Source organism: Haemophilus sp. CCUG 66565 (assembly GCF_001679495.1).
GTDB lineage: Bacteria > Pseudomonadota > Gammaproteobacteria > Enterobacterales > Pasteurellaceae > Haemophilus > Haemophilus haemolyticus_K.
In genome coordinates, this window is the sequence record NZ_LZOX01000012.1 from 1 (window position 1) to 23,645 (window position 23,645).

Here is a 23,645-nt window from a genome sequence, read left to right on the forward strand (position 1 = left end):
CATCATCGCCAACGGTAATAGTGTCACCATCGGTTTTAACCGTAACTTTATTGTCAGTGACTTCCAAGCCTTTACCTGTTGCTACATCATATTTCACGGTAGTGGTTTTGCCATCCGTGTTGGTGACAGTTGCAGTTGTACCTGTGCCGTTTGCGAAGTTGACGGTGTCGTAAGGTTTAACAAAGTCAATTTCATTGCCATTACCTTGAAGGTTCCAGCCTGCATTTAGTACATCACCTACAGTAGCTGCGTTGGTACTAGTTATAGATGTTGGTGCATCCTGTTTTTTGGTGATGGTTTTATCACCCTCAGCTGTATTGTACGTATCAGGAAGATTGCCCTTCACATTCGTGATGTGGTTGTCACCATTGCTTAAACCTGTGTTGGTTAGGGTAACATCTGGTTTTTTAGTTTCACCAGCTGATGGAGTGGCTGCATTAATGGTAATACCACCATTATCAACTTTGGTGCCACCTACTGTTATAGAGCCTGCGTTAGTTAGGTCTACGTTATTACTTAATGCAAAACTATAAGTGTGATGTTTCGATGTCGCATCAACTGTTTGTTTCACCGTTAAGTTTTTGCCTGCATCAAAGTTGACTGTTGTTCCATTGGCTACATCTTGAGCGGAGGCACCAGTGGAGCCATTGCCTGTTGCATTTGCTTTAAATCCATAATTGTGAACAGAGTCAGCCAGTGAGCTTAAATCAATCACGGCTTTTTTGTCCGCAACGTCATTACCCTTACCATCTTGATAAGTCATCACAACTTGTTTTTTATCCGCATCATACTTGTAGTGAGTTGCTTCCTTACCCTCGGCCTTATCAGTTGTTGGGGCAATATGGATTTCATTACTACGCAATGCTTCAGCCGTATTGTGTAAGTCAGAAACATTTACCGCAGCATTTGGTGTACCTGTAGCTGATGCAGCAACCTCTAATTTAGTTAAGTAATTATCACCAGCATTACCTGCATTATTAATTGCTGAACCAATATTGTTCACAATCATGGTGCCTGCAGTAGTGCTGTTGTTACCATCGTAGAATGATGCAATCACGTCTGATTTGTTTACAACCTCGCCTGTGCCATCTGCATTTTTAGTGAATTTATAGCCATTACCATCTTTCACTTTGTAAACACGATTGCCTTGCTTGTCAGTATAAACCACAGGTGTAACTGCATTCACGGTGTAAGTTTTTTTACCTGTTATTGCATCAGTATCCTCGTCAACTAACACATTGTCACCCGCTTTTACTACCGAGCCTAAAGTAGTAATAGCCTTTTTACCATCATTAGTAATATTGGATAAATCGTTTTTAGCAACACCTTTGATTACTGCTTTCGTATTTGTTACATCTTTATTGTTGCCGTCCGCATAGGTCATGGTAATGTTGCCGCTTGCATCAACAGTATATTCGTTGCCATCTGTTGTTGGCTTGATGTGTTTCTCATCTTCTAGGTTTGCTACCTTGTGCGTTACGTCGGAGTTATTTCCACCTTTCGTCGTATAGGTGATGCGGTCGCCATCATTTTTAATGCTGATAGGGTTATTGCTCTCACCCAACTTAATTTCTTTTGTGTGAACACTATCAAGGTCTTTCAAATTGCTATCCAAAGCAAAAGTAAAGTTGTTTGTGTTGGCTTCGCGTTTTAAACGTAGGTTTTTGCCTGCATTTAAACCTAGTGTTTCACCTGCTGCCATTGCAGTACCTTCAGATTCATTGGTTTTAGTTTCACCTGTAACCTTGTCATCTGAGTCTTTTGCTATAGTAAACCATTTGGCGTTATTAACCGCTTTTACTACAGTATCAACAGTAGCAAGTTTACCTGAATCAGTTTTTGACGGCTCTAGCGGGTCTTTATGAATTGTAACTTGTCCTTTTTTACTAGTACCTTCGGTATTTGTTACCGAATCTACGTCTCCGGTATTTGCAGTAAGCTTATTACCATTAGAGTCAATTTTTATTGTGGTGTTATCTACGTTTACATCATAGCTAATCGTTGCCCCTTCGCTTGCTTCAGTCACAACCTTGGCATTGGTAGCATTGCCTGACTTAAAGTTGACGTAATCACCTGGGTTGATTAAAGAGCGAGCCCCTCCATTGGTGTATAAATTCCAACCTGTTTGATTCACTTTATCTGCTACATCATAAGCTGTAGCTAAGGCATATTTATTAGCCTTGTCTCCTGTTGGTACAACAAATCGACCTGTAGGCTCATTCTTCCCTTTTGTTGTTTTAGAAACAGTGCTGCCATTTACATCAATTTGAGTAATTGGTGATTTTTCTTCCGTTTGGATTGTTTCCGTGACTGCTTTAAATTTAATTGTAGATAAACCGTTGGCTTCGGCGAATGATTCGATTTCAATGCTTTTATCTGCATTGGTGAAGTCAACTTTATCACCTGGATTTACAAGGCCAACTTTTGTACCTTTTGCTCGTACCTCCCAGCCGCTGTCATTGATTGCACTAGCAACAGTGGTAGTTGTAGCTAAACCTTGTTTAGGAGCTGATGATTTGCCATCCGTCGTAGAGAATGTTCCTTGTGTAGTACCAATTTCTAATTTATTATCACCTGCTTTGGTTGTAATAAAACTATTTTCTACCCCAACAACAGATAAACGTTGATCGTGTAAACGTACATCACCTTTTGTGTTGTTATCACCTTTGAAAGCAAGGTTCACGGATTTTAATTGCGCTACGTTTACTGCGTCATCATCTGCTTTACCTGCAGCTAGGTGGTTGATTTGACGGGTTTTGTCACCATTACCAATTGATAGTCCAGCAAGGTTAGAGGTAAGCGTTTTTCCCTTTAGTCCATCATAGTGATTTGCTCGCTCATCATGTGTAGATGCATCAAAGCCAGATTGACCTTTATCTGTAGTTGTTTTTGATTCTGAGCCTAAAGCAATACCATTGGCGATGTTTGCGTCGGCGCCTGAGCCAATGGCAACAGCATGTTCAGCACTCGCAGTAGTTTTATCTCCTCCGTGTTGTTTACTTGAGCCAAGTGCAATAGCATTATTTGCTGAGGCGGTTGCATCTTGACCTATTGCCAAAGAACGGGATTTGGCTGCATTAGCTGCGTATCCAATACCAACCGCACTTGCTTCGGAAGCGTTAGCATTGTAACCAATAGCTGTTGTTCTAACATCTTTTGCTTGTGCGCCTGGTCCAATGGCGGTGTTATTGGCTCCTAAAGCCTTAGCTCCTAAGCCTAAACTTACGGCACTAGAGCCGGTAGAAGAAGCATCTTTACCAATCGCAATCGCATTATCCCCAGTTGCACCTTTATTATCTTCATTGGTGCCACCGCTAGAGTTAACAGAGAAATATTTAATATTTTTCTTCGTTTTGAATTTTAAGGTTCTGCCATCGCGTTCCACATCGATTGTATCGGTGTCTTGAAAGGTTACGGTTTCATCACCTTTTACTAAAGCATCAGTTTGACCTGCTTTTGGATTGCCATTTTCCTCCACATCACGTAATTTCCATTTTGTAATTTCTTTTACACGATCGGGATTAAGATTTAAATTCCAAACGGTTTTATTAGGATCATGTGGATCTGGGTGAGTAACTGTAATATCGCCATTTGGTGAAACAACATCATAATGTTTAATCGCTCCAGCAACAGCTTTTAATTGTGCAACGTTTACAGCATCAGAATCGGCGCTACCCGCAGCAACATTAATAATTTGGCGAGTATTGCCAGAATCCCCTACAGAAACCGCACCTTTGTTACCTTTTATAGTATTTTTAATTAGATTTAATGCTTCAGGAGCATCCACTAAACGTACTGGTGCATAAACACTGTTTTCAGTATTAAATCCTGTGCTTTTGCTAGGATCGCTAGTATTAATAACAATTCCATTTTGACTGCGTGCAGTACGATCAGCAACAGAATCATCACCCAGTGCCACACCGCTATCTACTTTAGCGTTAGCACCTTTACCTAATGCAATAGATTGGTTGCCAGTTGCTACCGAACCACGACCTAAAGCGGTTGATTCTGTGCCATTCGCTGCCGCACCACGCCCTACCGCTGTCGCGTTTTCTCCATTTGCTTGAGCAACAGGACCAACAACTGTAGCATCTTTTGCAGTTACTACCGCCCCCTGACCAATAACTAAACTATTTTCAGCCTTATCTGTTGCTTTTGTGCCATTACCAATAGCAATCGTATTGTTAGCTTTAGCTTCTGAATTATTACCTATTGCTGTTGCATTAGTTTTAGTCGCACTCGCTGTCGTTCCTAAGGCAATGGCATTCTCCTCAGAAGCAGAGGCATGTGAACCAGTTGCGATAGATTTTTTACCTGTTGCTTGAGAGCTATCACCATAGGCTACTGATGCCTCACCAGATGCAAGCGTTGAGGGGCCCACGGCAGTTGCCCAGGAGCCTGTTGCTTGTGCGCCATTACCTCCTGCAAAAGCATTCGAGTTATTTGCTCTTGAGCCTTCACCCACTGCGCTAGCCCCGCTTCCCCAAGCCTGAGCGTCTCTACCTAAGGCTACAGAGCTCTCACCTTGAGCTTGAGCTAAGGCGCCAGCTGCCAGGCTATTTGTGGCGGCTGCGTTAGCTACATAACCTAATGCTGTTGATTGATTTCCAGTTGCTTTTGCTTGGGCACCATAGGCACTTGAATACTGTTTGTTCGCTAAAGTTACTCGTCCAACTGCTGTTGCTCCCGTTTCATGAGCCTGAGTTTGTTTACCAATAGCTATTGCACTTTCACCTGCCGCATTTGTGTGGCCGCCTACTGCAATAGAGTATTCATTAGTTGCTTTAGCTGAATCACCGACAGCGATTGCCCAGCGGTCTGTAGCTTGTGCTGGAGCATCACCTCCTGTTCTCGTGATTGCAATGCCAGTCTGATTCTGTACAAAGTTCGTTGCAGCCTCTGCATCCCCAATAATAGCCCCAGCAGAAACTGCCGCTAAAACTACCGCACTTAATGTTTTACTTGATTTTGTTTTGCCTTTTGCGCGGCTAAGTTCGGAAACTGCAACCCATGTTTGTGTAATCGTATTCCAAATAACTTTATAGATATGATTCATATTGATAATCCTATATTAATTTAAATGCACGCTCTCAGGCGTGAGATAAGTGAAAAAATAAAGGCTCAGGAAAAGCGTATAAATACCTTTATATTGTTAAGGGAAATAAGAAATAACAGAATGTTTAAATTTCCACTCTGAAATTCCATCTTAAGAAAGATTAAAACCTAAACCTAGAACTCGTTAAGATTGTTAATAAGTGAAATGAATGTATTTTCTTTGATATGCTAAATGCAATATATGTGGTTAATAAATGATAGGCAACATTCCATGTTACATTATTAGGATGAGACATTTTTATTATTCTTAAAAAGAAAAAATGGAATTTTCTGTCATAGATAAATACAACTAGAAAATCAATGACTTTACTCCAACAAATTAACCTGCCGATTAGTAATCCAAACTAGGTGGGCGCAAGTTAAAGATCAGATTGGGTACATATTCTACATAATATTAATGGAAATGAGAATAAAAAATTTATAAATTAATGTAAAGATTCGCTTTTTTAGATAAACCCCTACGGCATGAATGAATTTTATGCCCCTTCCAATAATATGATATGAGTTACACTGATGTTATTAAATTATCAAGCGAACTAAAAAATAACCGCACGATTAAAGTGCGGTTAATACTATACTTATTTTTCTTTAGGTAATCGTATCAAGGCGTAGATAAAACCGCCCCAAATAACGCCAAAAGCCACAATCATCATAATAATTGCACTCAAACTCATTTTACTCTCCTTTTTTTTCATCAAGGATTAATTGGGTATCATTTTTCCATTTTAAGCGAGAAAGCATAAACGCCACAATTAATAAACTGATAGCCATTCCCCAGCCAAAAATATTGACAAACCAGCTTGGGTATCCTTCATATCCTTCAGAGAAGACTTTGGCGCCCTCACTAAATAACATAAATGCTAAAATACCTGTGGTCAACACAATACATAAACGCCAGAAAAAGCCAACTTTGAAAGAAGAGGTTTCATTTAAATGATCGCCCAATAACCCTAATTTTTCGTTTGCCACAATTGCAATTAATGATACAAATGCAACAGCAACAATACCAAAATAGTTCACGAATTTGTCAAAGACATCCAACATTGGCAATCCTGTTGTCGTACCAAATAAGAGCACTGAAACCAGCATCATTGGTACACCCACGATAAAGGTTACTTTCACACGGCGAACACGCAACTTATCTTGAATAGCAGAGATGATCACTTCAATAACAGAAATGAAAGAAGTTAATGCTGCAAACGTCAATGAACCAAAAAACAAAACACCTAATACTTCACCAAATGGTGCTTTGTTAATAATGGTTGGAAATGCGAAAAATGCTAAACCAATTCCACCTTTTGCTACCTCACTTACTTCTTGACCTTGTGCCGTTGCAATAAAGCCTAATGCTGCAAAAACACCTACGCCTGCTAACACTTCAAAACTACTATTTGCAAAACCTACTACTAATCCACTTCCGGTTAAATCTGATTCTTTTTTAAGATAAGAAGCATATGTCACCATAATCCCAAAACAAATTGAGAGAGAAAAGAATATTTGTCCATATGCGGCAATCCATACACTTGGATTCGATAGTTTTGACCAATCTGGTGTAAATAAAGCATCTAAGCCTTTTTCCGCACCAGGTAAAAATAAGGAATAAATAACCAAAGCCATAAACATAATGACTAACACCGGCATTAATACCGATGAAACTTTTGCAATGCCTTTTTGTACACCAAGTGAAAGTACACCAAGGGCAATAATCCACATCGCAATTAATGGGCCGGTGACCATTCCCACAAACTCAAAACTCACCCCATTTTTGATATCGCCCATTTTCAAAAATTCACCAATGAAAAAATCAATCGGTTTATCTCCCCAAGCACCATTAATTGAGAAATAGGTGTAACTTGCAGCCCAGCCAAGCACAACGGCATAATATAAGCCAATGATGACATTCACCATCATTTGCCACCAGCCAAACACTTCAAAATGTGGACTAAAACGACGATAAGACAAGGGTGCCCCACCACGGTGACGGTGCCCAATCGCATAATCTAAAAATAAAAGAGGAATCCCTGCAGTTAATAATGCAATAAGATAAGGGATAATAAAAGCGCCCCCACCATTTTCATAAGTGGTATAAGGGAAACGCCAAATATTACCAAGGCCCACCGCTGAGCCAATGGCAGCCATAATAAACGCGTTACGACCAGAGAAGGTTTCACGCTTTGGTGCAGATTGCGCCATAAATTGTTCCTATAAGTTAGAATGAAAGCTGTCAATATAATGAAATCTTGACATCAGTCAATAAAAGAGATAAAAGTGCGGTGAAATTTATACTAATTTTTGGTGAAAGTGCTTTCGTTTAAAAAAATGAGAAAACCGACAGCAATCGCTATCGGTTTTAGAATGGATTATTCAAGGCTAAATGCACGGATGTAAGGTAACTTACCTTTTTCGAGCATATCATCAATGCCATTTTGGTAATTATTTGTACCTAGACCACGTAACTCTAAGGTAAAACCAATACCATGATCATAGAGCACAGAGTCCTCATCTTGATGTTGACGGCTTGTCACATAGCGTCTTGCACCAATTCCGGCAGCCCAACAACAAGTGTTATATTGAATACCAAGATATTGTTCAACAGGTTTTTTAAGTGCGAGATCATGATAATATTTGCCCACAACCGACCAGTTATCTGAAACTTCCCATGCAGTAACAAGCCCTATCTGCTGAATATCTTGACGATAAGCATTTGCTGATCGCCCTAAATTTTGATCAATATAATTTTGACTAGCGTAACGATAATTTAATTGGATTAAATTATCCTTTTTAGGATTATATTCCAATGATGTATTCGCTAACGATGTTGCGTGCGTATTCGTATCATATTGATAACTGCCACGCCAACGCCAATGATCACTCATTTTCCAGTTAGACTCTAAAGCCCAAGCTGATGACGATGTTGGCGTTTTATTTGCGGGGTTATCATCAATACGTGAATCATTTAAATAATAAATTTGACCGGCTGATAAATTAAAGCGTTCATCACCCGCTTTATCATAAAAGCGAGTTGTTCCACCTAATGTCATTTGATTCGCAGAGGAGATTCTATCTAATCCACTGTAACGGCGATCACGGAAAAGCGAATAATAATCTTGCTGTACCAATGCGGAATCATAACCAAATCCTAAATAATCACTCGTACGTTGTTTTGAACCAATATTGCTTTGCTCACGATAAGGGCGATATAAATATTGAATGTGTGGTTCAAAAGTTTGAGTGTAATCTTTTAAGAAAGTGGTGTCCCGAGCTAATACAGTTTGTAAATCAAACTTAAATTGTGGAATGACACGATTTATGTTTTTCTGAACCTCTTCCGCATTCACGCCAGAACCCTTTTTCTGTTCATAACGTGTGCCATAAAGTTTAGTTTCTACTTTCAAGCCACCATATTCATTTGACATTGATGAAGCTAAACTTGGTTCAATGTGAAAACGCCATGCCGTTGGCATGAGATCACTGTCATTATCAAAACGTACAGCTTGAGAATACCATTTAAAATCTAACCAGCCATTGGCTAAATCATGTTTGTAATAATTAAAGTCCATTTGTGGCATCGCACGATAAGGACCAATAGATAGATTTTCATCAAAAACTTGGAACTGACGCGCTGAAAGCGAGAAATTATAATTAGGTTTATAGTAAGCAATTCGCGCATACTGATCTGCATAGCCATCTGTGCTGCTACCATATTGTGAATCAAAGTCGTTAAAGTAACGTTTATCACTCACTCGTGTATAATTTACATTAAAACGCCAGTTTTCTAAGAAGCTTGAACTGTGATTCCAATAGAATAAATGGCGTTTACGTTTATCACTAATATATTCATCATAACGATCTCGGCCTAGATATTCTCCTGCAACTTTTCCTTCCCCTATAGAGGTTAAATAGCGAAATTCACCATTTAATTGCCAACCACGATGCGACATGTATTTAGGCGTAACCGTCATGTCGTAATTCGGTGCAATATTCCAATAAATCGGTTGCATATACCAGAAGCCATCACGGCTAGATGAGCCACCACTTGGAATCAATAATCCCGAACGACGGCGATCACCAATTGGTAATTGCAAATAAGGGGTATAAAAAACAGGCACGCCATGCACTTTAAAACGTGCATGCCACATTTCAGCATATTCTTCTTTTACATATTGACGGATTTCTGATGCATCTACCGCCCAGGCATTCTCACCTCGTAAACAAGAGGTAAATGTGGCATTTTTCATTACACGATAATCATTTTGTAAATTGATATGTTCTGCCTTGCCCCTTCCTTGTCGCCCAACCAATTCATAATCCGCATTTGTGGCATGGCCGTCATGGCTATCTAAATTAAAATCAGCATTTTTCCCCAGCATATTAAGTTGATTATCTTTATAATCAAATCCACCTCGTATATAGGCAAAACGCTGTGGGGCTTGATGATTCCCCAATTGTTTCACTTCAACAGAATCTGCCATTAAGTGGCGGTTTCCCTGTCTTACATCTACGTTACCTTGATATACGGCCTGTGTAGGCTGATTAATCTCTGCATCATCAGCTTCAATATAGACGGGTAAGGTATTTAAGTCCCCCTGTACCACTTCGCCAGTAAAGTGTGGTACCCCCATTAAACATTGATCACGTAAATCCGCCATACTCTGCTGACTGTAAAGTGCGGTGAAAATAGCAAGAGAAACTAAGGTTTGATTTTTATTCATAATGCCGTTCTGCTGTAAAAAATATCTACGATTATACGGGAAAAATGTGTTTCCGAATATTATTAACGATAACGATCTAAAAATTTGTAATATTGAACACCAATCTTTGTTGCAAGATCTTTGATAATTCGACCACCATAAACAGAAGGGACTTTCAGACTTTCAAAAATAGATAAGCGTTCATCATCACCTAAAATTGCCTCGGCTACAATTCGTCCCGCAAGACCTGTCAAAGCCACGCCATGACCAGAATAACCATGGGCAAAATAAATGTGCGGAGAAATACGACCAAAATGTGGCGTTGAATTTAACGTCATATCAATCGGGCCAGCCCAGCCATAATCGATTTTTACATTTTCAAGTTGCGGGAATACGCGCAACATATTTTTCCGCATAATCGCGACCATATCTTTTTCTGAGCTAGAATCACTACCAAAAAGAAGACGATTGTCAGCACTCAAACGATAATAGTCTAATAATAAATTATTATCGCACACCGACATTCCATTATTAATAACAGAATCAGCAACCGCTTGGCTTAACGGCTCTGTGGCGATAATAAAACTTTCTACAGGTAATATTTTACGATTAATTCCGTGATGAATAGATTTCGGAAGCGCATCAATATAAGCATTGGTGGCTAAAATAACGTCTTGAGAAATAACCGCACTTTTATCTGTTTTAACCTCAACGCAACCATTTTTCTCAACCATATCCACTACAGGAGATTGTTCAAAAATCTGAATACCTAGATCGACACAAGCTTTCGCTAAACCTAAGCAATAATTAAGTGGATGTAAATGCCCTGAGTTACTATCAAATAAGCCGCCCACATAAATATCACTGCCTAAGTGCTGTTTTAGTTTATCCTTATCCCAAAGTTGCATATTCTGATAGCCAAAATTCTCATGACTTTCTTTTTCAATTTCAATTAAGTCATCCATTCGACGTTCATTTAATGCTAATGTGGCATAGCCTTTTTTCCAATCGCACTGAATGCCATATTTCTCAATGCGTTCATCAATAATATCAATAGCCTCTAATGACATATTCCAAAGTTTATGCGCTTTATCTTCGCCAACTTGTTTAACGTATTCATCAATGCCTTCTTCAAAGCCATTAATTGCTTGCCCACCACTACGACCAGAAGCACCAAATCCTACTCGAGCGCCCTCTAATACAATGACTTTTTTTCCTTTCTCCGCCAGTTCTAATGCCGCAGATAAACCAAAAAATCCAGCCCCGATCACACATACATCAGCATGTTCAATTTGAGTTAACGGCGGGAATTGAAAATCTTGGTTACGAGAGTCGAAATAATAAGAGCGAACGTGTTCTTGATAGGCAAAAGTAAGCATAAAAAATCTCTTAGGAAAAAACTGGCAAAATCTTACCCCGAAAGGGAAATATGTCAAACCTTTTACGAAAAAAATGCTATACTGCGCGCGCGCAAAATTTGTGCGCTTTATGATGAACGATAACCCTCGGAGGTCAATAAATTGAAAAAATTCTTTGCTCACTCACTCAAAAATCTTTTCCTTTCCACCACCGCACTTTTCGCGGCTTCCGCTTTTGCCAATAACAAACTTTACGTCTATAACTGGACAGACTACGTACCTTCTGATTTAGTCGCACAGTTCTCTAAAGAAACCGGCATCGAGGTAATTTATTCTACCTTTGAAAGCAACGAAGAAATGTATGCGAAACTTAAACTTACTCAGAATACTGGATCTGGCTATGATTTGGTGTTTCCATCAAGTTACTACGTAAATAAAATGATTAAGGAAAAGATGCTTCAACCGATTGATCAAAGTAAATTGACCAATATTCATCAAATTCCTAAACATTTATTAAACAAAGAATTCGACCCCGAAAATAAATATTCATTACCTTACGTTTACGGCTTAACAGGTATTGAAGTTAATGCGGATGAAATTGATCCTAAAACCATCACGAGCTGGGCGGATTTATGGAAACCTGAATTCAAAGGCAAAGTTCTTATGACCAGTGATGCGCGTGAAGTGTTCCACGTAGCATTATTACTGGATGGTAAATCGCCAAATACCACCAATGAAGAAGACATCAAAACAGCTTATGAGCGTTTAGAAAAACTTTTACCAAATGTAGCAACCTTTAACTCTGACTCGCCAGAAGTCCCTTACGTACAAGGTGAAGCTGCAATTGGTATGATTTGGAATGGTTCTGCTTATTTAGCACATAAAGAAAATCCATCTCTCCAATTTGTGTATCCAAAAGAAGGGGCAATTTTCTGGATGGATAACTATGCGATTCCAACTACAGCAAAAAATGTTGAAGGTGCGCATAAGTTCATTGACTTCTTACTTCGTCCAGAAAATGCCAAAGTTGTAGTAGAACGCATGGGCTTTTCTATGCCAAATGAAGGAGTCAAAGCATTACTCAGCCCAGAAGTTGCCAACGATACTAAACTATTTCCACCAGCATCAGAAGTAGAAAAAGGGATTATGCAAGGTGATGTTGGTGAAGCTGTCGATATTTATGAAAAATATTGGAGCAAATTAAAAACCAATTAATTTCTTAATTTAAAAAAACAAAAAAGTGCGGTGAAAATTCACCGCACTTCTTGTATCAGAAAAGAAAATATTTAAAGAATAAAACGACTTAAATCTTCATTTTCAACAACGTCATTTAACGCTTCAGAAACATATTTTTCATCTATCACAATTTTCTCCCCCGCGCGTTCACTTGCGTCAAAAGAAATTCCATCCATTAAACGCTCTAATACAGTATGTAAACGACGAGCACCAATATTCTCCGTTTTTTCATTCACTCTAAACGCTGATTCTGCAATCTTACTAATACCATCTTGAGTAAACTCAACTTCCACGCCTTCTGTTTTTATTAACTCACGATATTGCAATGTAAGTGATGCATTTGGTTCAGTTAAAATACGTTCAAAATCTTCTTTCGTCAGGGATTTCAATTCCACTCGGATTGGCAAACGACCTTGTAATTCTGGCAATAAATCAGATGGACGTGCGATTTGAAATGCACCAGAACAAATAAATAAAATATGATCCGTTTTTACCATACCATGTTTAGTATTCACACTTGAACCTTCGATAATCGGTAATAAATCACGTTGTACGCCTTCACGCGAAACATCACCACCTGAGTGCTCACCTTTTTTACAAATCTTATCAATTTCATCAATAAAGACGATACCGTTTTGTTCTACCGCATCAATGGCTTGTTGCTTAAGCTCTTCTGGATTGATGAGCTTTGCCGCCTCATCATCAATTAAAACTTTCAACGCCTCTTTAATCTTCATTTTGCGTTTTTTAGTCTTCTCGGTACCTAAATTTTGGAAAAGCGACTGCAATTGACTTGTCATCTCTTCCATACCTGGAGGCGCCATAATTTCTACCCCCATTGATACTCCAGCAGATACATCAATTTCAATTTCTTTATCATCTAACTGCCCTTCACGTAGTTTTTTACGGAAGATTTGACGCGTACTAGCATTGTCAGAATCCTGCACATTTCCCCACTGATCTTTTGCTGGAGGAAGTAACACATCTAAAATACGATTTTCTGCAGCATCTTGTGCACGCATACGATTTTTTTCTACCGCTTGTTGGCGAACCAACTTCAGGGAAACATCCGTAAGATCTCGGATAATAGAATCTACTTCTTTACCGACATACCCCACTTCAGTAAATTTGGTCGCTTCTACTTTGATAAATGGTGCATTAGCAAGTTTCGCTAGGCGACGTGCAATTTCTGTTTTACCTACGCCTGTTGGACCAATCATTAAAATATTTTTAGGCGTTACTTCTTGACGAAGTTCTTCAGTTAACTGCATACGGCGCCAGCGGTTACGCAATGCTATCGCCACTGCACGTTTAGCCTCATTTTGTCCAATAATATGTGCATCTAATTCAGAAACGATTTCACGAGGGGTCATTGACATAAATTATCCTTTATATAATGAAAATGTAGGAGAAATGCTTTTATTAACATGGATCACCATTTCATATTTGTATATGAAATTCGCTTTTCACACCTACATGAGTAAGTTTATACTTCTTCAATAACGTGGTTATGGTTACTGTAAATATCGATATCACCCGCTATTTTTAGCGCTTCCACGACGATTTCTTTTGCGGTTAAATCATTTTTAGTTCTAAGCAAGGCAAGTGCAGCAGCTTTTGCGTAGTTGCCACCAGAACCGATAGCCAACACATCAAACTCGGGTTCAATTACATCACCAGAACCTGATACGAGTAAAAAATCGCTGTCATTTGCAACAATCATCATGGCCTCTAGTTTGCGCAATGAGCGCTCTGTACGCCATTCTTTTGCCAACTCCACCGCAGATTTAACTAAATGTCCTTGATGCAATTCTAATTTTTTCTCAAATAAGTCTCGTAAAATAAAAGCATCAGCAGTAGAACCAGCGAAACCTGTCACTACTTTATCTTTATATAAACGGCGCACTTTACGTACACTTCCTTTTTCCACACAGTTACCAAGTGTTGCTTGTCCATCTCCACCAATTGCCACTTTGCCATTTTTACGAACACATACAATCGTTGTCATTGTTCTATCCTTTATTAAAGAAAAGTTTTTCGTTATATGGTGATGAATTATCAGAATTCAAGTACAAATATATATTGTATATTTATTCATCAAAAGAAATTAAAAAATGTGATCATGATCATATTTTAACATCGAAAACGATTGCTTCTAATTGATTGATGCAATAAAAAGCGTATTATGACGCAGATTTTAAACCCAACCTAGAAGGATTCTCTATGAAAAATTTAATGAAATTATCTTTAGTGGCATTGTTAACTGCCGCAGCGATTCCCGCCATGGCTGGCAAAACTGAACCTTATACACAATCTGGTACAAATGCGCGTGAAATGTTGCAAGAGCAACCAATTCACTGGATTTCAGTAGATCAAATTAAAAAAGAATTAGAAGGCAAAGGCCCAATTAATGTCAGCTTTGATATTGATGATACCGTACTTTTCACCAGCTCTTGTTTCTATTATGGTCAACAAAAATATTCTCCAGGTAAACAAGACTATTTGAAAAACCAAGATTTCTGGAATGAAGTTAACGCAGGTTGTGATAAATATTCTATTCCAAAACAAATCGCTGCTGATTTGATCAAAATGCACCAAGAACGCGGAGACCAAATTTATTTTATTACAGGTCGTACAGCAGGGAACGTGGATGGTGTAACGCCTATATTACAAAAAGCATTTGATATTAAAAATATGCACCCTGTTGAGTTTATGGGCGGACGTGAACGCACAACTAAATACAACAAAACCCCGGGCATTATTGCGCATAAAGTTAGCATTCACTATGGCGACAGCGATGATGATGTATTAGCAGCTAAAGAAGCGGGTATTCGTGGTATTCGTTTAATGCGTGCAGCAAACTCAACTTATCAACCAATGCCGACTTTAGGTGGATACGGTGAAGAAGTGTTAATCAATTCAAGCTATTAATTGACCGCACTTTAACAACAAAAAGGCAAGTTAGGATTCCTAGCTTGCCTTTTGTTTTACCGCTTAATTAGTGTTTAGTTTGACCTTCTTCAGATTTTTCTTCTGCATTTTCTGCTTGTTGACGATTCATATATTCAACAAACAATGCATCAAAGTTTACTGGAGATAAATTTAATGCAGGGAATGTACCACGATTTACTAGGTTAGACACTAATTCACGCGCATAAGGGAAAAGCATATTCGGGCATTGAGAAGTTAAACAATGCGCCATTTGAACATCTTCTAAACCGCTAATAGTGAATACGCCCGCTTGTTTTACTTCACAAATAAATGCGACATCACCACTATCTTCAAGTGTAGTTTCAACAGAAATGTTTAATACCACTTCATATAAGTCATCACCAACTTGGGTTGTTTCGGTGCTTAAATCAAAACCAAGTTTTGGTTTCCATTCTTGTTGGAAAATATGTGGAAGATTTGGTGCTTCAAAAGACACGTCTTTCACATAAATACGTTGAATTTGAAGAACGGGTTGTTGTTCTTCTGTTGTTGCAACGTCTTGTTTTTGTTCTGACATTTTCTATTCCTTATTATTTATGTTTTTTAACTAAAGGTAAATTTGCCGCCGCCCATGCAGAAATGCCTTCTTTTAACACAAACACACGGTTAAAACCTTGTTTCGCTAAAAGTGTAGCTGAAGCTGGTGCGGAAACACCGTTAATATCTACCAACACAATTGCTTTTTCTTTGTGTTGTTCAATTTTACCGATGTTTTGATTTTTAATTTCGCTTGGAAGTAAATTAATGCTATCAATGATATGACCACGTTGAAATTCTTCAATACTACGTAAATCCACCACAATAGCCTCATCCGCATTGATTAAACGAATAACCTCATTGTGAGTAATGACTTTAAATTTACTCGTTGCGCCTTTATAGAAGGTATAAATCACCATCACTAAAATCGCAAACCAAGAAACCGCTAAAAGAGTATGTTTTTGAGCAAACTCTGTTGCCATTGGGATAAATTCTTGCATTGTTTTCTCTACTGATTAAGTACGTCAAAATAGGGCTCAAGTATAACCGTACTTGGGTTATCTTTCAAAAAAATTATGCTTAAATTCCGTACTTGTATAAAGGTTATACAATCAACAAAAAATTATGTGATCGGGATCATAAATTTACATTTTCATTATTCAGAATAGCTCAATTTAGTTAGATGATTAGAAAGTAATTTTTATTCATTAGGAGAAATCTATGAAATTAACTAAATTAGCCTTATGTACTTTATTTGGTCTAGGTATTTCAATAGCAAATGCAGCAAACTTGCCAAATATTACAATCTTAGCAACGGGTGGTACCATTGCAGGAAGCGGACAAAGTTCGGTAAATTCTGCATATAAAGCTGGACAATTAAGTATTGATACTTTAATTGAAGCAGTACCAGAAATGAAAAATATTGCCAACATTAAAGGTGAGCAAATTGTAAAAATAGGTTCACAAGACATGAATGACGAAGTCTGGCTAAAACTTGCAAAAGCTATCAATAGTCAATGTAAAAGTACTGATGGATTTGTCATTACCCATGGTACAGATACCATGGAAGAGACAGCTTATTTCTTAGATTTAACCGTAAAATGTGAAAAACCGGTTGTTCTCGTAGGAGCAATGCGTCCAGCAACAGAAAAAAGTGCTGATGGCCCATTAAATCTTTACAATGCAGTTGTCGTTGCAGCAGACAAAAAATCGAGTGGTCGTGGCGTTTTAGTCGCAATGAACAATGAAGTACTAGGTGCTCGTGATGTCACAAAAACCAGTACTACCGCAGTGCAAACTTTTCATTCACCAAATTATGGTTCTCTAGGCTATATTCATAACAGCAAAGTGGACTATGAACGTTCCCCAGAAAGCAAACACACCATCAACACTCCGTTTAATGTAGAAAAATTAAATAGACTACCAAAAGTGGGGATTATTTATGCTTATTCAAATGCACCAGTTGAACCATTAAACTCACTACTCAATGCTGGCTATCAAGGGATTGTATCTGCTGGAGTTGGCAATGGAAATGTTAATGCTGCACACTTAGAGCGCTTAGAAAAAGCCGCAAAAGATGGGGTCGTTGTAGTCCGTTCTTCTCGTGTACCAACTGGCTATACAACTCGTGACGCTGAAGTTGATGATAGTAAATATGGCTTTGTAGCATCAGGTACTTTAAATCCACAAAAAGCCCGCGTACTCTTGCAATTAGCTTTAACTCAAACTAAAGATCCAAAAGTAATTCAACAATATTTCGAAGACTTCTAAGAGCAATTGTAAGAAACAAAAGTGCGGTTAGAAATAACTGTACTTTTGACTACAATTTATTGATCCATGTTATGGAATCGATACCTATTTGTTGCTATATTAGTCGCTGTTTTAACAAATAAAACAAAGATGTTTTTTTAATTAACTTAGGGGGCAGTATGTCTGCAATGTTCTTACTACAATTTGCCATCGTATTATTGTGTATCTTTGTGGGTGCACGTGTGGGTGGTATCGGTTTAGGTGTATTTGGTGGTTTAGGCCTTGCTATTCTTTCTTTTGGCTTTGGTCTAAAACCAGCAGGTTTACCTATTGATGTTATGTTTATGATTATGGCGGTAGTGGCAGCGGCAGCAGCAATGCAAGCAGCTGGCGGTTTAGACTACATGATCAAAATCGCAACCAAAATCTTACGTCGTAATCCTAAACACATTACGTTTATCGCTCCAGCAGTAACTTGGTTATTCACTTTCTTAGCGGGTACTGGCCATGTAGCATATTCTGTATTACCAGTTATCGCTGAAGTGAGCCGTCAAAACGGTATCCGTCCAGAACGTCCAATGTCAATGGCGGTAATCGCATCACAATTTGCTATCGTAGCAAGCCCTATTGCGGCAGCTGTTGTAGCGGTTGTTGCTTACCTTGAACCTCAAGGCATTCATCTTGGCGACGTATTAATGGTAACTATTCCTTCAACCATCTTAGGTATTTTTATTGCTTGTTTATTTGTAAACAAAATGGGGAAAGAATTAAAAGATGATCCAGAATATCAACGTCGTTTAAATGATCCAAAATATGCAGATACTTTTGCTTCTACCACTTCAGTTAAAGAAGTAGAAGTGAGCAAAACAGCTAAAATTTCTGTTTCTTTATTCTTATTTGGTTCATTACTTGTTGTAATCATGGGTGCGGTTCCATCTTTACGTCCAGTATTTGATGGTAAACCAATGGGGATGGCACACACTATCGAAATCATTATGTTAGCGATTGGTGCGTTAATTATCTTAACTTGTAAACCAGATGGCACTGAAATCACTAAAGGTTCTGTATTCCACGCAGGTATGCGTGCAGTAATTGCAATCTTCGGTATTGCATGGTTAGGCGATACATTGATGCAAGCGCACATGACTGAAGTGAAAGAAATGGTGAAAGGCTTAGTTGAAACTGCGCCATGGGCATTTGCTTTCGCGCTATTTGTACTTTCAGTATTAGTAAACAGCCAAGGTGCAACAGTAGCGACATTGTTCCCACTTGGTATCGCATTAGGTATCCCAGCGCCAGTATTAATCGGTGTATTTGTGGCAGTAAATGGTTACTTCTTTATTCCTAATTACGGTCCAATCATTGCATCCATTGACTTCGATACTACGGGCACAACCAAAATTGGTAAATATATTTTAAACCATAGCTTTATGATTCCTGGTTTATTAAGCATGCTTTTCTGCTTATTAATCGGTTTAGGTCTTTCTCACATTCTTCTTTAAGATGTGATTCAATAACAATCCTCCTATATATTGAATTTTGCTTATCAGATTTATTCATTATATAGTGAGGATTTTTCTATTTATCATTCACTTAAACTATTTCCCGTCATACAAATAGCATATAACTTTTATAACCAAACTTTGAGTAGCTATAATAAAAAAGCCCCTTTCGGGGCTTTTTTCATCTCATTTGGAAAATTAATCTTCCATTTCTGAATTTAATAATGCAGCAAGATTTTGTGTAGCATCATCTGCGATCATTTCAAATTCATCAGCGATATCAGCATCACTTGCGAAAGCAGAAGCTACACCTTCCGCTGCTAATGTTGCTAAATCAGCCGCTTTTTGACGATTTTTAACTCGGCTTTGATGATACGCAAAACCTGTACCCGCTGGGATTAAACGACCTACAATTACGTTCTCTTTCAAGCCACGTAATTCATCACGTTTACCTGCCACTGCTGCTTCGGTAAGAACACGAGTAGTTTCTTGGAACGACGCTGCAGAGATGAAGGATTCAGTCGCAAGAGACGCTTTAGTGATACCCAATAATTCGCGTTCAAACTCAACCGGTGGTTTACCTTCTGCTTCACGTTGACGGTTGATGATTTTCACGCGAGCAACTTCGACTTGTTCCCCTTCTAGGAATTCTGAGTCGTAAGCTTTGGTAATTACTGCTTTACGTAACATTTGACGAACGATAACTTCTATATGTTTATCGTTGATTTTTACCCCTTGTAAGCGGTAAACATCTTGTACTTCGTTCACGATGTATTCAGTTACTGCACGCACGCCACGTAAACGTAAAATATCATGTGGTGTTTCAGCACCATCAGAAATTACGTCACCACGTTGCACCATTTCACCTTCAAATACGTTGAGCTGACGCCATTTTGGAATCATTTCTTCGTAAGTTTCGCCTTCTGAAGGAGTAATTAATAAACGGCGTTTACCTTTGGTTTCTTTACCGAAAGACACGATACCAGAAATTTCAGCCAAGATAGCTGGTTCTTTTGGTTTGCGTGCTTCAAATAAATCCGCAACGCGCGGTAGACCACCGGTAATATCTTTCGTACCCACAGATTCTTGCGGAATACGTGCTAATGGTTCACCCACTTTTACTGCTGCGCCATCGTCTAAACTTACGATTGCTTTACCCGGTAAGAAGTACTGTGCAAGAACATCAGTTTCAGGTAAGAAAATATCGTTACCATTTGCATCAACTAATTTAATGGTTGGACGTAAATCTTTACCCGCAGTAGCACGTTCACCCACATCTTGAACCACGATTGATGATAAACCTGTTAATTCATCGGTTTGACGAGTAACAGTTAAGCCATCAATAATATCAACGAATTTCACAAAACCAGAAACTTCAGAGACAACTGGCATTGTATGTGGATCCCAATTTGCGATAGTTTCGCCTGCTGTTACATCTTGGCCGTCACCTTTGCTTAACACCGCACCATAAGGCACTTTATAGTGTTCTTTAGTACGACCAAATGCATCGGTAATAGTTAATTCAGTATTACGAGACGTTAATACTAATTTACCTTCATCATTAGTAACGAATTTCGCATTCATTAAGTGTAATGTACCAGTGTTTTTAACTTGTACACTCGATTCTTTTGCTGCCGCAGATGCCGCACCACCGATATGGAACGTACGCATGGTTAACTGTGTACCCGGCTCACCGATAGATTGAGCAGCAATAACACCCACAGCTTCACCTTGGTTAATTAAATGACCACGAGCTAAGTCACGACCATAACATTTCGCACATACACCAAAATCAGTATCACAAGTTACAACAGAACGTACTTTTACGCTGTCTACAGAGTTTGCATCCAACACATCACAGAGTTTTTCATCTAATAACGTGTTACGAGGAATTAATACTTCTTCTGTACCTGGTTTTAAAATATCTTCTGCAGCTACACGACCTAACACTAATTCACGAAGTGGAACTTTTTCATCGCCACCTTCGATTAATGGGGTCATGACTAAGCCTTCGTGCGTACCACAGTCATCTTCTACGATCACTAAGTCTTGTGCTACGTCAACTAAACGACGAGTTAAGTAACCTGAGTTCGCTGTTTTTAATGCGGTATCCGCCAAACCTTTACGCGCACCGTGGGTTGAAATAAAGTACTGTAATACGTTCAAACCTTCACGGAAGTTTGCTGTAATTGGAGTTTCAATGATCGAACCATCTGGACGCGCCATCAAACCACGCATACCAGCTAACTGACGAATCTGCGCTGCAGAACCACGAGCACCAGAATCAGCCATCATAAAGATACTATTAAAGGATGCTTGTTTTTCAGGATTACCTTCGCGATTGATGACTTCTTCCTGAGATAAGTTTTCCATCATCGCTTTCGCTACGCGTTCATTCGCTGCGGCCCAAATATCGATTACTTTATTATAGCGTTCGCCTGCAGTCACAAGACCTGATTGGAATTGTTCTTGGATCTCTGCCACTTCTTCTTCCGCTGCAGAAATAATTTCGTATTTCTTCGCTGGAATTTCCATATCATCAATACCAACTGATGAACCTGAACGTGCCGCATAAGCAAAACCGGTATACATAATTTGGTCAGCAAACATTACCGCTTCTTTTAAACCTAAACGACGATAAGCTTCGTTAATCAGTTTAGAAATGGCTTTTTTACCTAATGTTTGGTTGAACAATGAATAAGGCATACCTTGTGGTGCAATCATCCATAAAATCGCACGACCGATAGTTGTATCAGTAAGCGTGGTTTTCGCATCAAATTCGCCAGCTTCATTCTTCACATATTCAGTAATACGTACTTTCACGCGAGAATGTAATTCTGCTTCACCTGTACGATATGCTTTTTCAGCTTCGCGAGGATCTTGCAATAACATGCCTTCGCCTTTACCGTTCACTTTTTCGCGGGTCATATAGTAAAGACCTAATACCACGTCTTGTGATGGAACGATAATAGGATCACCGTTTGCTGGTGAAAGCACGTTGTTGGTTGACATCATCAATGCACGAGCTTCTAATTGAGCTTCAAGCGTTAATGGAACGTGTACCGCCATTTGGTCACCATCGAAGTCCGCGTTGAACGCTGCACAAACGAGTGGGTGTAATTGAATCGCTTTACCTTCGATTAAGATCGGTTCAAACGCTTGGATACCCAAACGGTGAAGTGTTGGCGCACGGTTCAATAGAATCGGGTGTTCACGAATAACTTCTGCAAGAATATCCCAAACGATCGCATCTTCACGCTCAACCATTTTCTTAGCCGCTTTGATTGTCGTTGCATAACCACGGCTTTCTAATTTAGCGTAGATAAACGGACGGAATAATTCCAATGCCATTTTCTTCGGCAAACCACATTGGTGTAAGTGCAAGTACGGACCAACAGTGATTACAGAACGACCTGAATAGTCAACACGTTTACCTAATAAGTTTTGACGGAAACGACCTTGTTTACCTTTGATCATATCTGCCAATGATTTTAACGGACGACGGTTAGAACCCGTAATTGCACGACCGCGGCGACCATTATCTAATAACGCATCAACAGATTCTTGTAACATACGTTTTTCATTGCGCACAATAATATCTGGCGCAATTAAATCTAATAAACGTTTTAAACGGTTGTTACGGTTGATTACACGACGGTATAAATCGTTCAGATCTGAAGTCGCAAAACGACCACCATCAAGTGGTACTAATGGGCGTAAATCTGGTGGAAGAACTGGTAATACAGTCATTACCATCCATTCTGGTTTATTACCAGATTGAACAAATGCTTCTAATAATTTTAAGCGTTTAGTGATTTTTTTACGTTTAGTTTCAGAATTAGTTTCTTGTAATTCTTCACGTAATTTTTCACATTCAACTTCAAGATCCATACCTTTTAAGAGATCTTGAATCGCTTCAGCACCCATTTTCGCTTCAAATTCATCTTGCCAACGATCTTCAGCGTCAAGGTATTGTTCTTCAGTTAATAATTGACCGCGCTCTAAATCAGTCATACCCGGTTCGGTCACGATGTACATTTCAAAGTAAAGTACACGTTCAATATCGCGCAATGGCATATCTAAAAGTAAACCAATACGAGACGGCAATGATTTTAAGAACCAAATATGTGCAACTGGCGATGCAAGTTCAATGTGCCCCATACGTTCACGACGAACTTTAGTTTGGGTAACTTCAACACCACATTTTTCACAAATCACACCACGGTGTTTTAAACGTTTATATTTACCACATAAACATTCGTAATCTTTTACAGGCCCGAAGATACGCGCACAGAAAAGACCATCACGTTCAGGTTTGAACGTACGGTAGTTAATGGTTTCAGGTTTCTTCACTTCACCAAATGACCAAGAACGGATCATATCTGGGGAAGCTAACCCAATTTTAATCACATCAAAATCTTCACTGGTTTTTGACTGTGCTTTTAAAAACTTAACTAAGTCTTTCACAAATGTTCTCCTGTCGGAGTTAAAGGTTTAAAGTGCGGTTAAAAATTTCGATGTTTTTC

At 38.9% G+C, this 23,645-nt stretch carries 14 protein-coding genes; 4 read left to right on the top strand and 10 right to left on the bottom strand.

Features of this window, described 5'->3' with window-relative positions; all coding sequences use genetic code 11:
- From A9501_RS03430 to A9501_RS03445, 5 genes are all read right to left on the bottom strand, one after another.
- Window positions 1-5,056, bottom strand: a 5,056-nt coding sequence (locus A9501_RS03430; protein ID WP_143421505.1) for an ESPR-type extended signal peptide-containing protein, incomplete at its 3' end; no start/stop codon positions are given.
- 637 nt (window positions 5,057-5,693) lie between these two features.
- Entirely contained in the window at window positions 5,694-5,789 is a 96-nt protein-coding gene (locus A9501_RS09510; protein ID WP_080351522.1) for a methionine/alanine import family NSS transporter small subunit, read from the bottom strand.
- A gap of 1 nt (window position 5,790) precedes the next feature.
- Complete coding sequence (locus A9501_RS03435; protein WP_048952906.1) at window positions 5,791-7,308, bottom strand: sodium-dependent transporter; 1,518 nt, start codon at window positions 7,306-7,308, stop codon at window positions 5,791-5,793.
- Between the two features lie 167 nt (window positions 7,309-7,475).
- Window positions 7,476-9,827 carry an LPS assembly protein LptD gene (gene lptD, locus A9501_RS03440; protein ID WP_065264910.1) on the bottom strand — a complete coding sequence of 784 codons (2,352 nt, stop codon included), beginning with the start codon at window positions 9,825-9,827 and terminating at the stop codon, window positions 7,476-7,478.
- A gap of 62 nt (window positions 9,828-9,889) precedes the next feature.
- Window positions 9,890-11,185: an NAD(P)/FAD-dependent oxidoreductase gene (locus tag A9501_RS03445; protein WP_065264911.1), complete on the bottom strand. Its 1,296-nt coding sequence runs from the start codon at window positions 11,183-11,185 to the stop codon at window positions 9,890-9,892.
- A 141-nt stretch (window positions 11,186-11,326) separates the two neighbouring features.
- On the opposite strand from A9501_RS03445, the gene A9501_RS03450 reads away from it, so the two are divergent.
- Window positions 11,327-12,379 (top strand): extracellular solute-binding protein, encoded by a 1,053-nt coding sequence (locus tag A9501_RS03450; protein ID WP_065264912.1) that lies wholly within the window; start codon window positions 11,327-11,329, stop codon window positions 12,377-12,379.
- A gap of 71 nt (window positions 12,380-12,450) precedes the next feature.
- On the opposite strand, the gene hslU is transcribed toward A9501_RS03450, so the two are convergent.
- Together hslU and hslV are read right to left on the bottom strand one after the other, a co-directional pair.
- Entirely contained in the window at window positions 12,451-13,779 is a 1,329-nt protein-coding gene (gene hslU, locus A9501_RS03455) for an HslU--HslV peptidase ATPase subunit (protein ID WP_065264913.1), read from the bottom strand.
- A 107-nt stretch (window positions 13,780-13,886) separates the two neighbouring features.
- Complete coding sequence (hslV, locus tag A9501_RS03460; protein WP_065264914.1) at window positions 13,887-14,408, bottom strand: ATP-dependent protease subunit HslV; 522 nt, start codon at window positions 14,406-14,408, stop codon at window positions 13,887-13,889.
- Window positions 14,409-14,623: 215 nt separating this feature from the next.
- Here hslV and aphA point away from each other — a divergent pair, with 215 nt between their 5' ends.
- The gene (aphA, locus tag A9501_RS03465) at window positions 14,624-15,331 is read left to right on the top strand and encodes an acid phosphatase AphA (RefSeq protein WP_065264915.1); all 708 of its coding nucleotides are present in this window, start codon (window positions 14,624-14,626) and stop codon (window positions 15,329-15,331) included.
- Between the two features lie 67 nt (window positions 15,332-15,398).
- Here aphA and secB read toward each other — a convergent pair whose 3' ends face one another.
- Both secB and A9501_RS03475 read right to left on the bottom strand, forming a co-directional pair.
- Complete coding sequence (secB, locus tag A9501_RS03470) at window positions 15,399-15,908, bottom strand: protein-export chaperone SecB (RefSeq protein ID WP_065264916.1); 510 nt, start codon at window positions 15,906-15,908, stop codon at window positions 15,399-15,401.
- A 13-nt stretch (window positions 15,909-15,921) separates the two neighbouring features.
- The gene (locus A9501_RS03475) at window positions 15,922-16,368 is read right to left on the bottom strand and encodes a rhodanese-like domain-containing protein (protein ID WP_009499576.1); all 447 of its coding nucleotides are present in this window, start codon (window positions 16,366-16,368) and stop codon (window positions 15,922-15,924) included.
- A 220-nt stretch (window positions 16,369-16,588) separates the two neighbouring features.
- Between A9501_RS03475 and ansB the strand changes: the two genes are divergently transcribed.
- Window positions 16,589-17,638, top strand: a complete 1,050-nt coding sequence (ansB, locus tag A9501_RS03480; protein WP_065264917.1) for an L-asparaginase 2 — start codon at window positions 16,589-16,591, stop codon at window positions 17,636-17,638.
- Between the two features lie 158 nt (window positions 17,639-17,796).
- Window positions 17,797-19,119 (top strand): anaerobic C4-dicarboxylate transporter, encoded by a 1,323-nt coding sequence (locus A9501_RS03485; RefSeq protein WP_065264918.1) that lies wholly within the window; start codon window positions 17,797-17,799, stop codon window positions 19,117-19,119.
- Between the two features lie 198 nt (window positions 19,120-19,317).
- On the opposite strand, the gene rpoC is transcribed toward A9501_RS03485, so the two are convergent.
- Window positions 19,318-23,586, bottom strand: a complete 4,269-nt coding sequence (gene rpoC, locus A9501_RS03490; RefSeq protein WP_065264919.1) for a DNA-directed RNA polymerase subunit beta' — start codon at window positions 23,584-23,586, stop codon at window positions 19,318-19,320.
- Window positions 23,587-23,645: the final 59 nt, after the last annotated feature.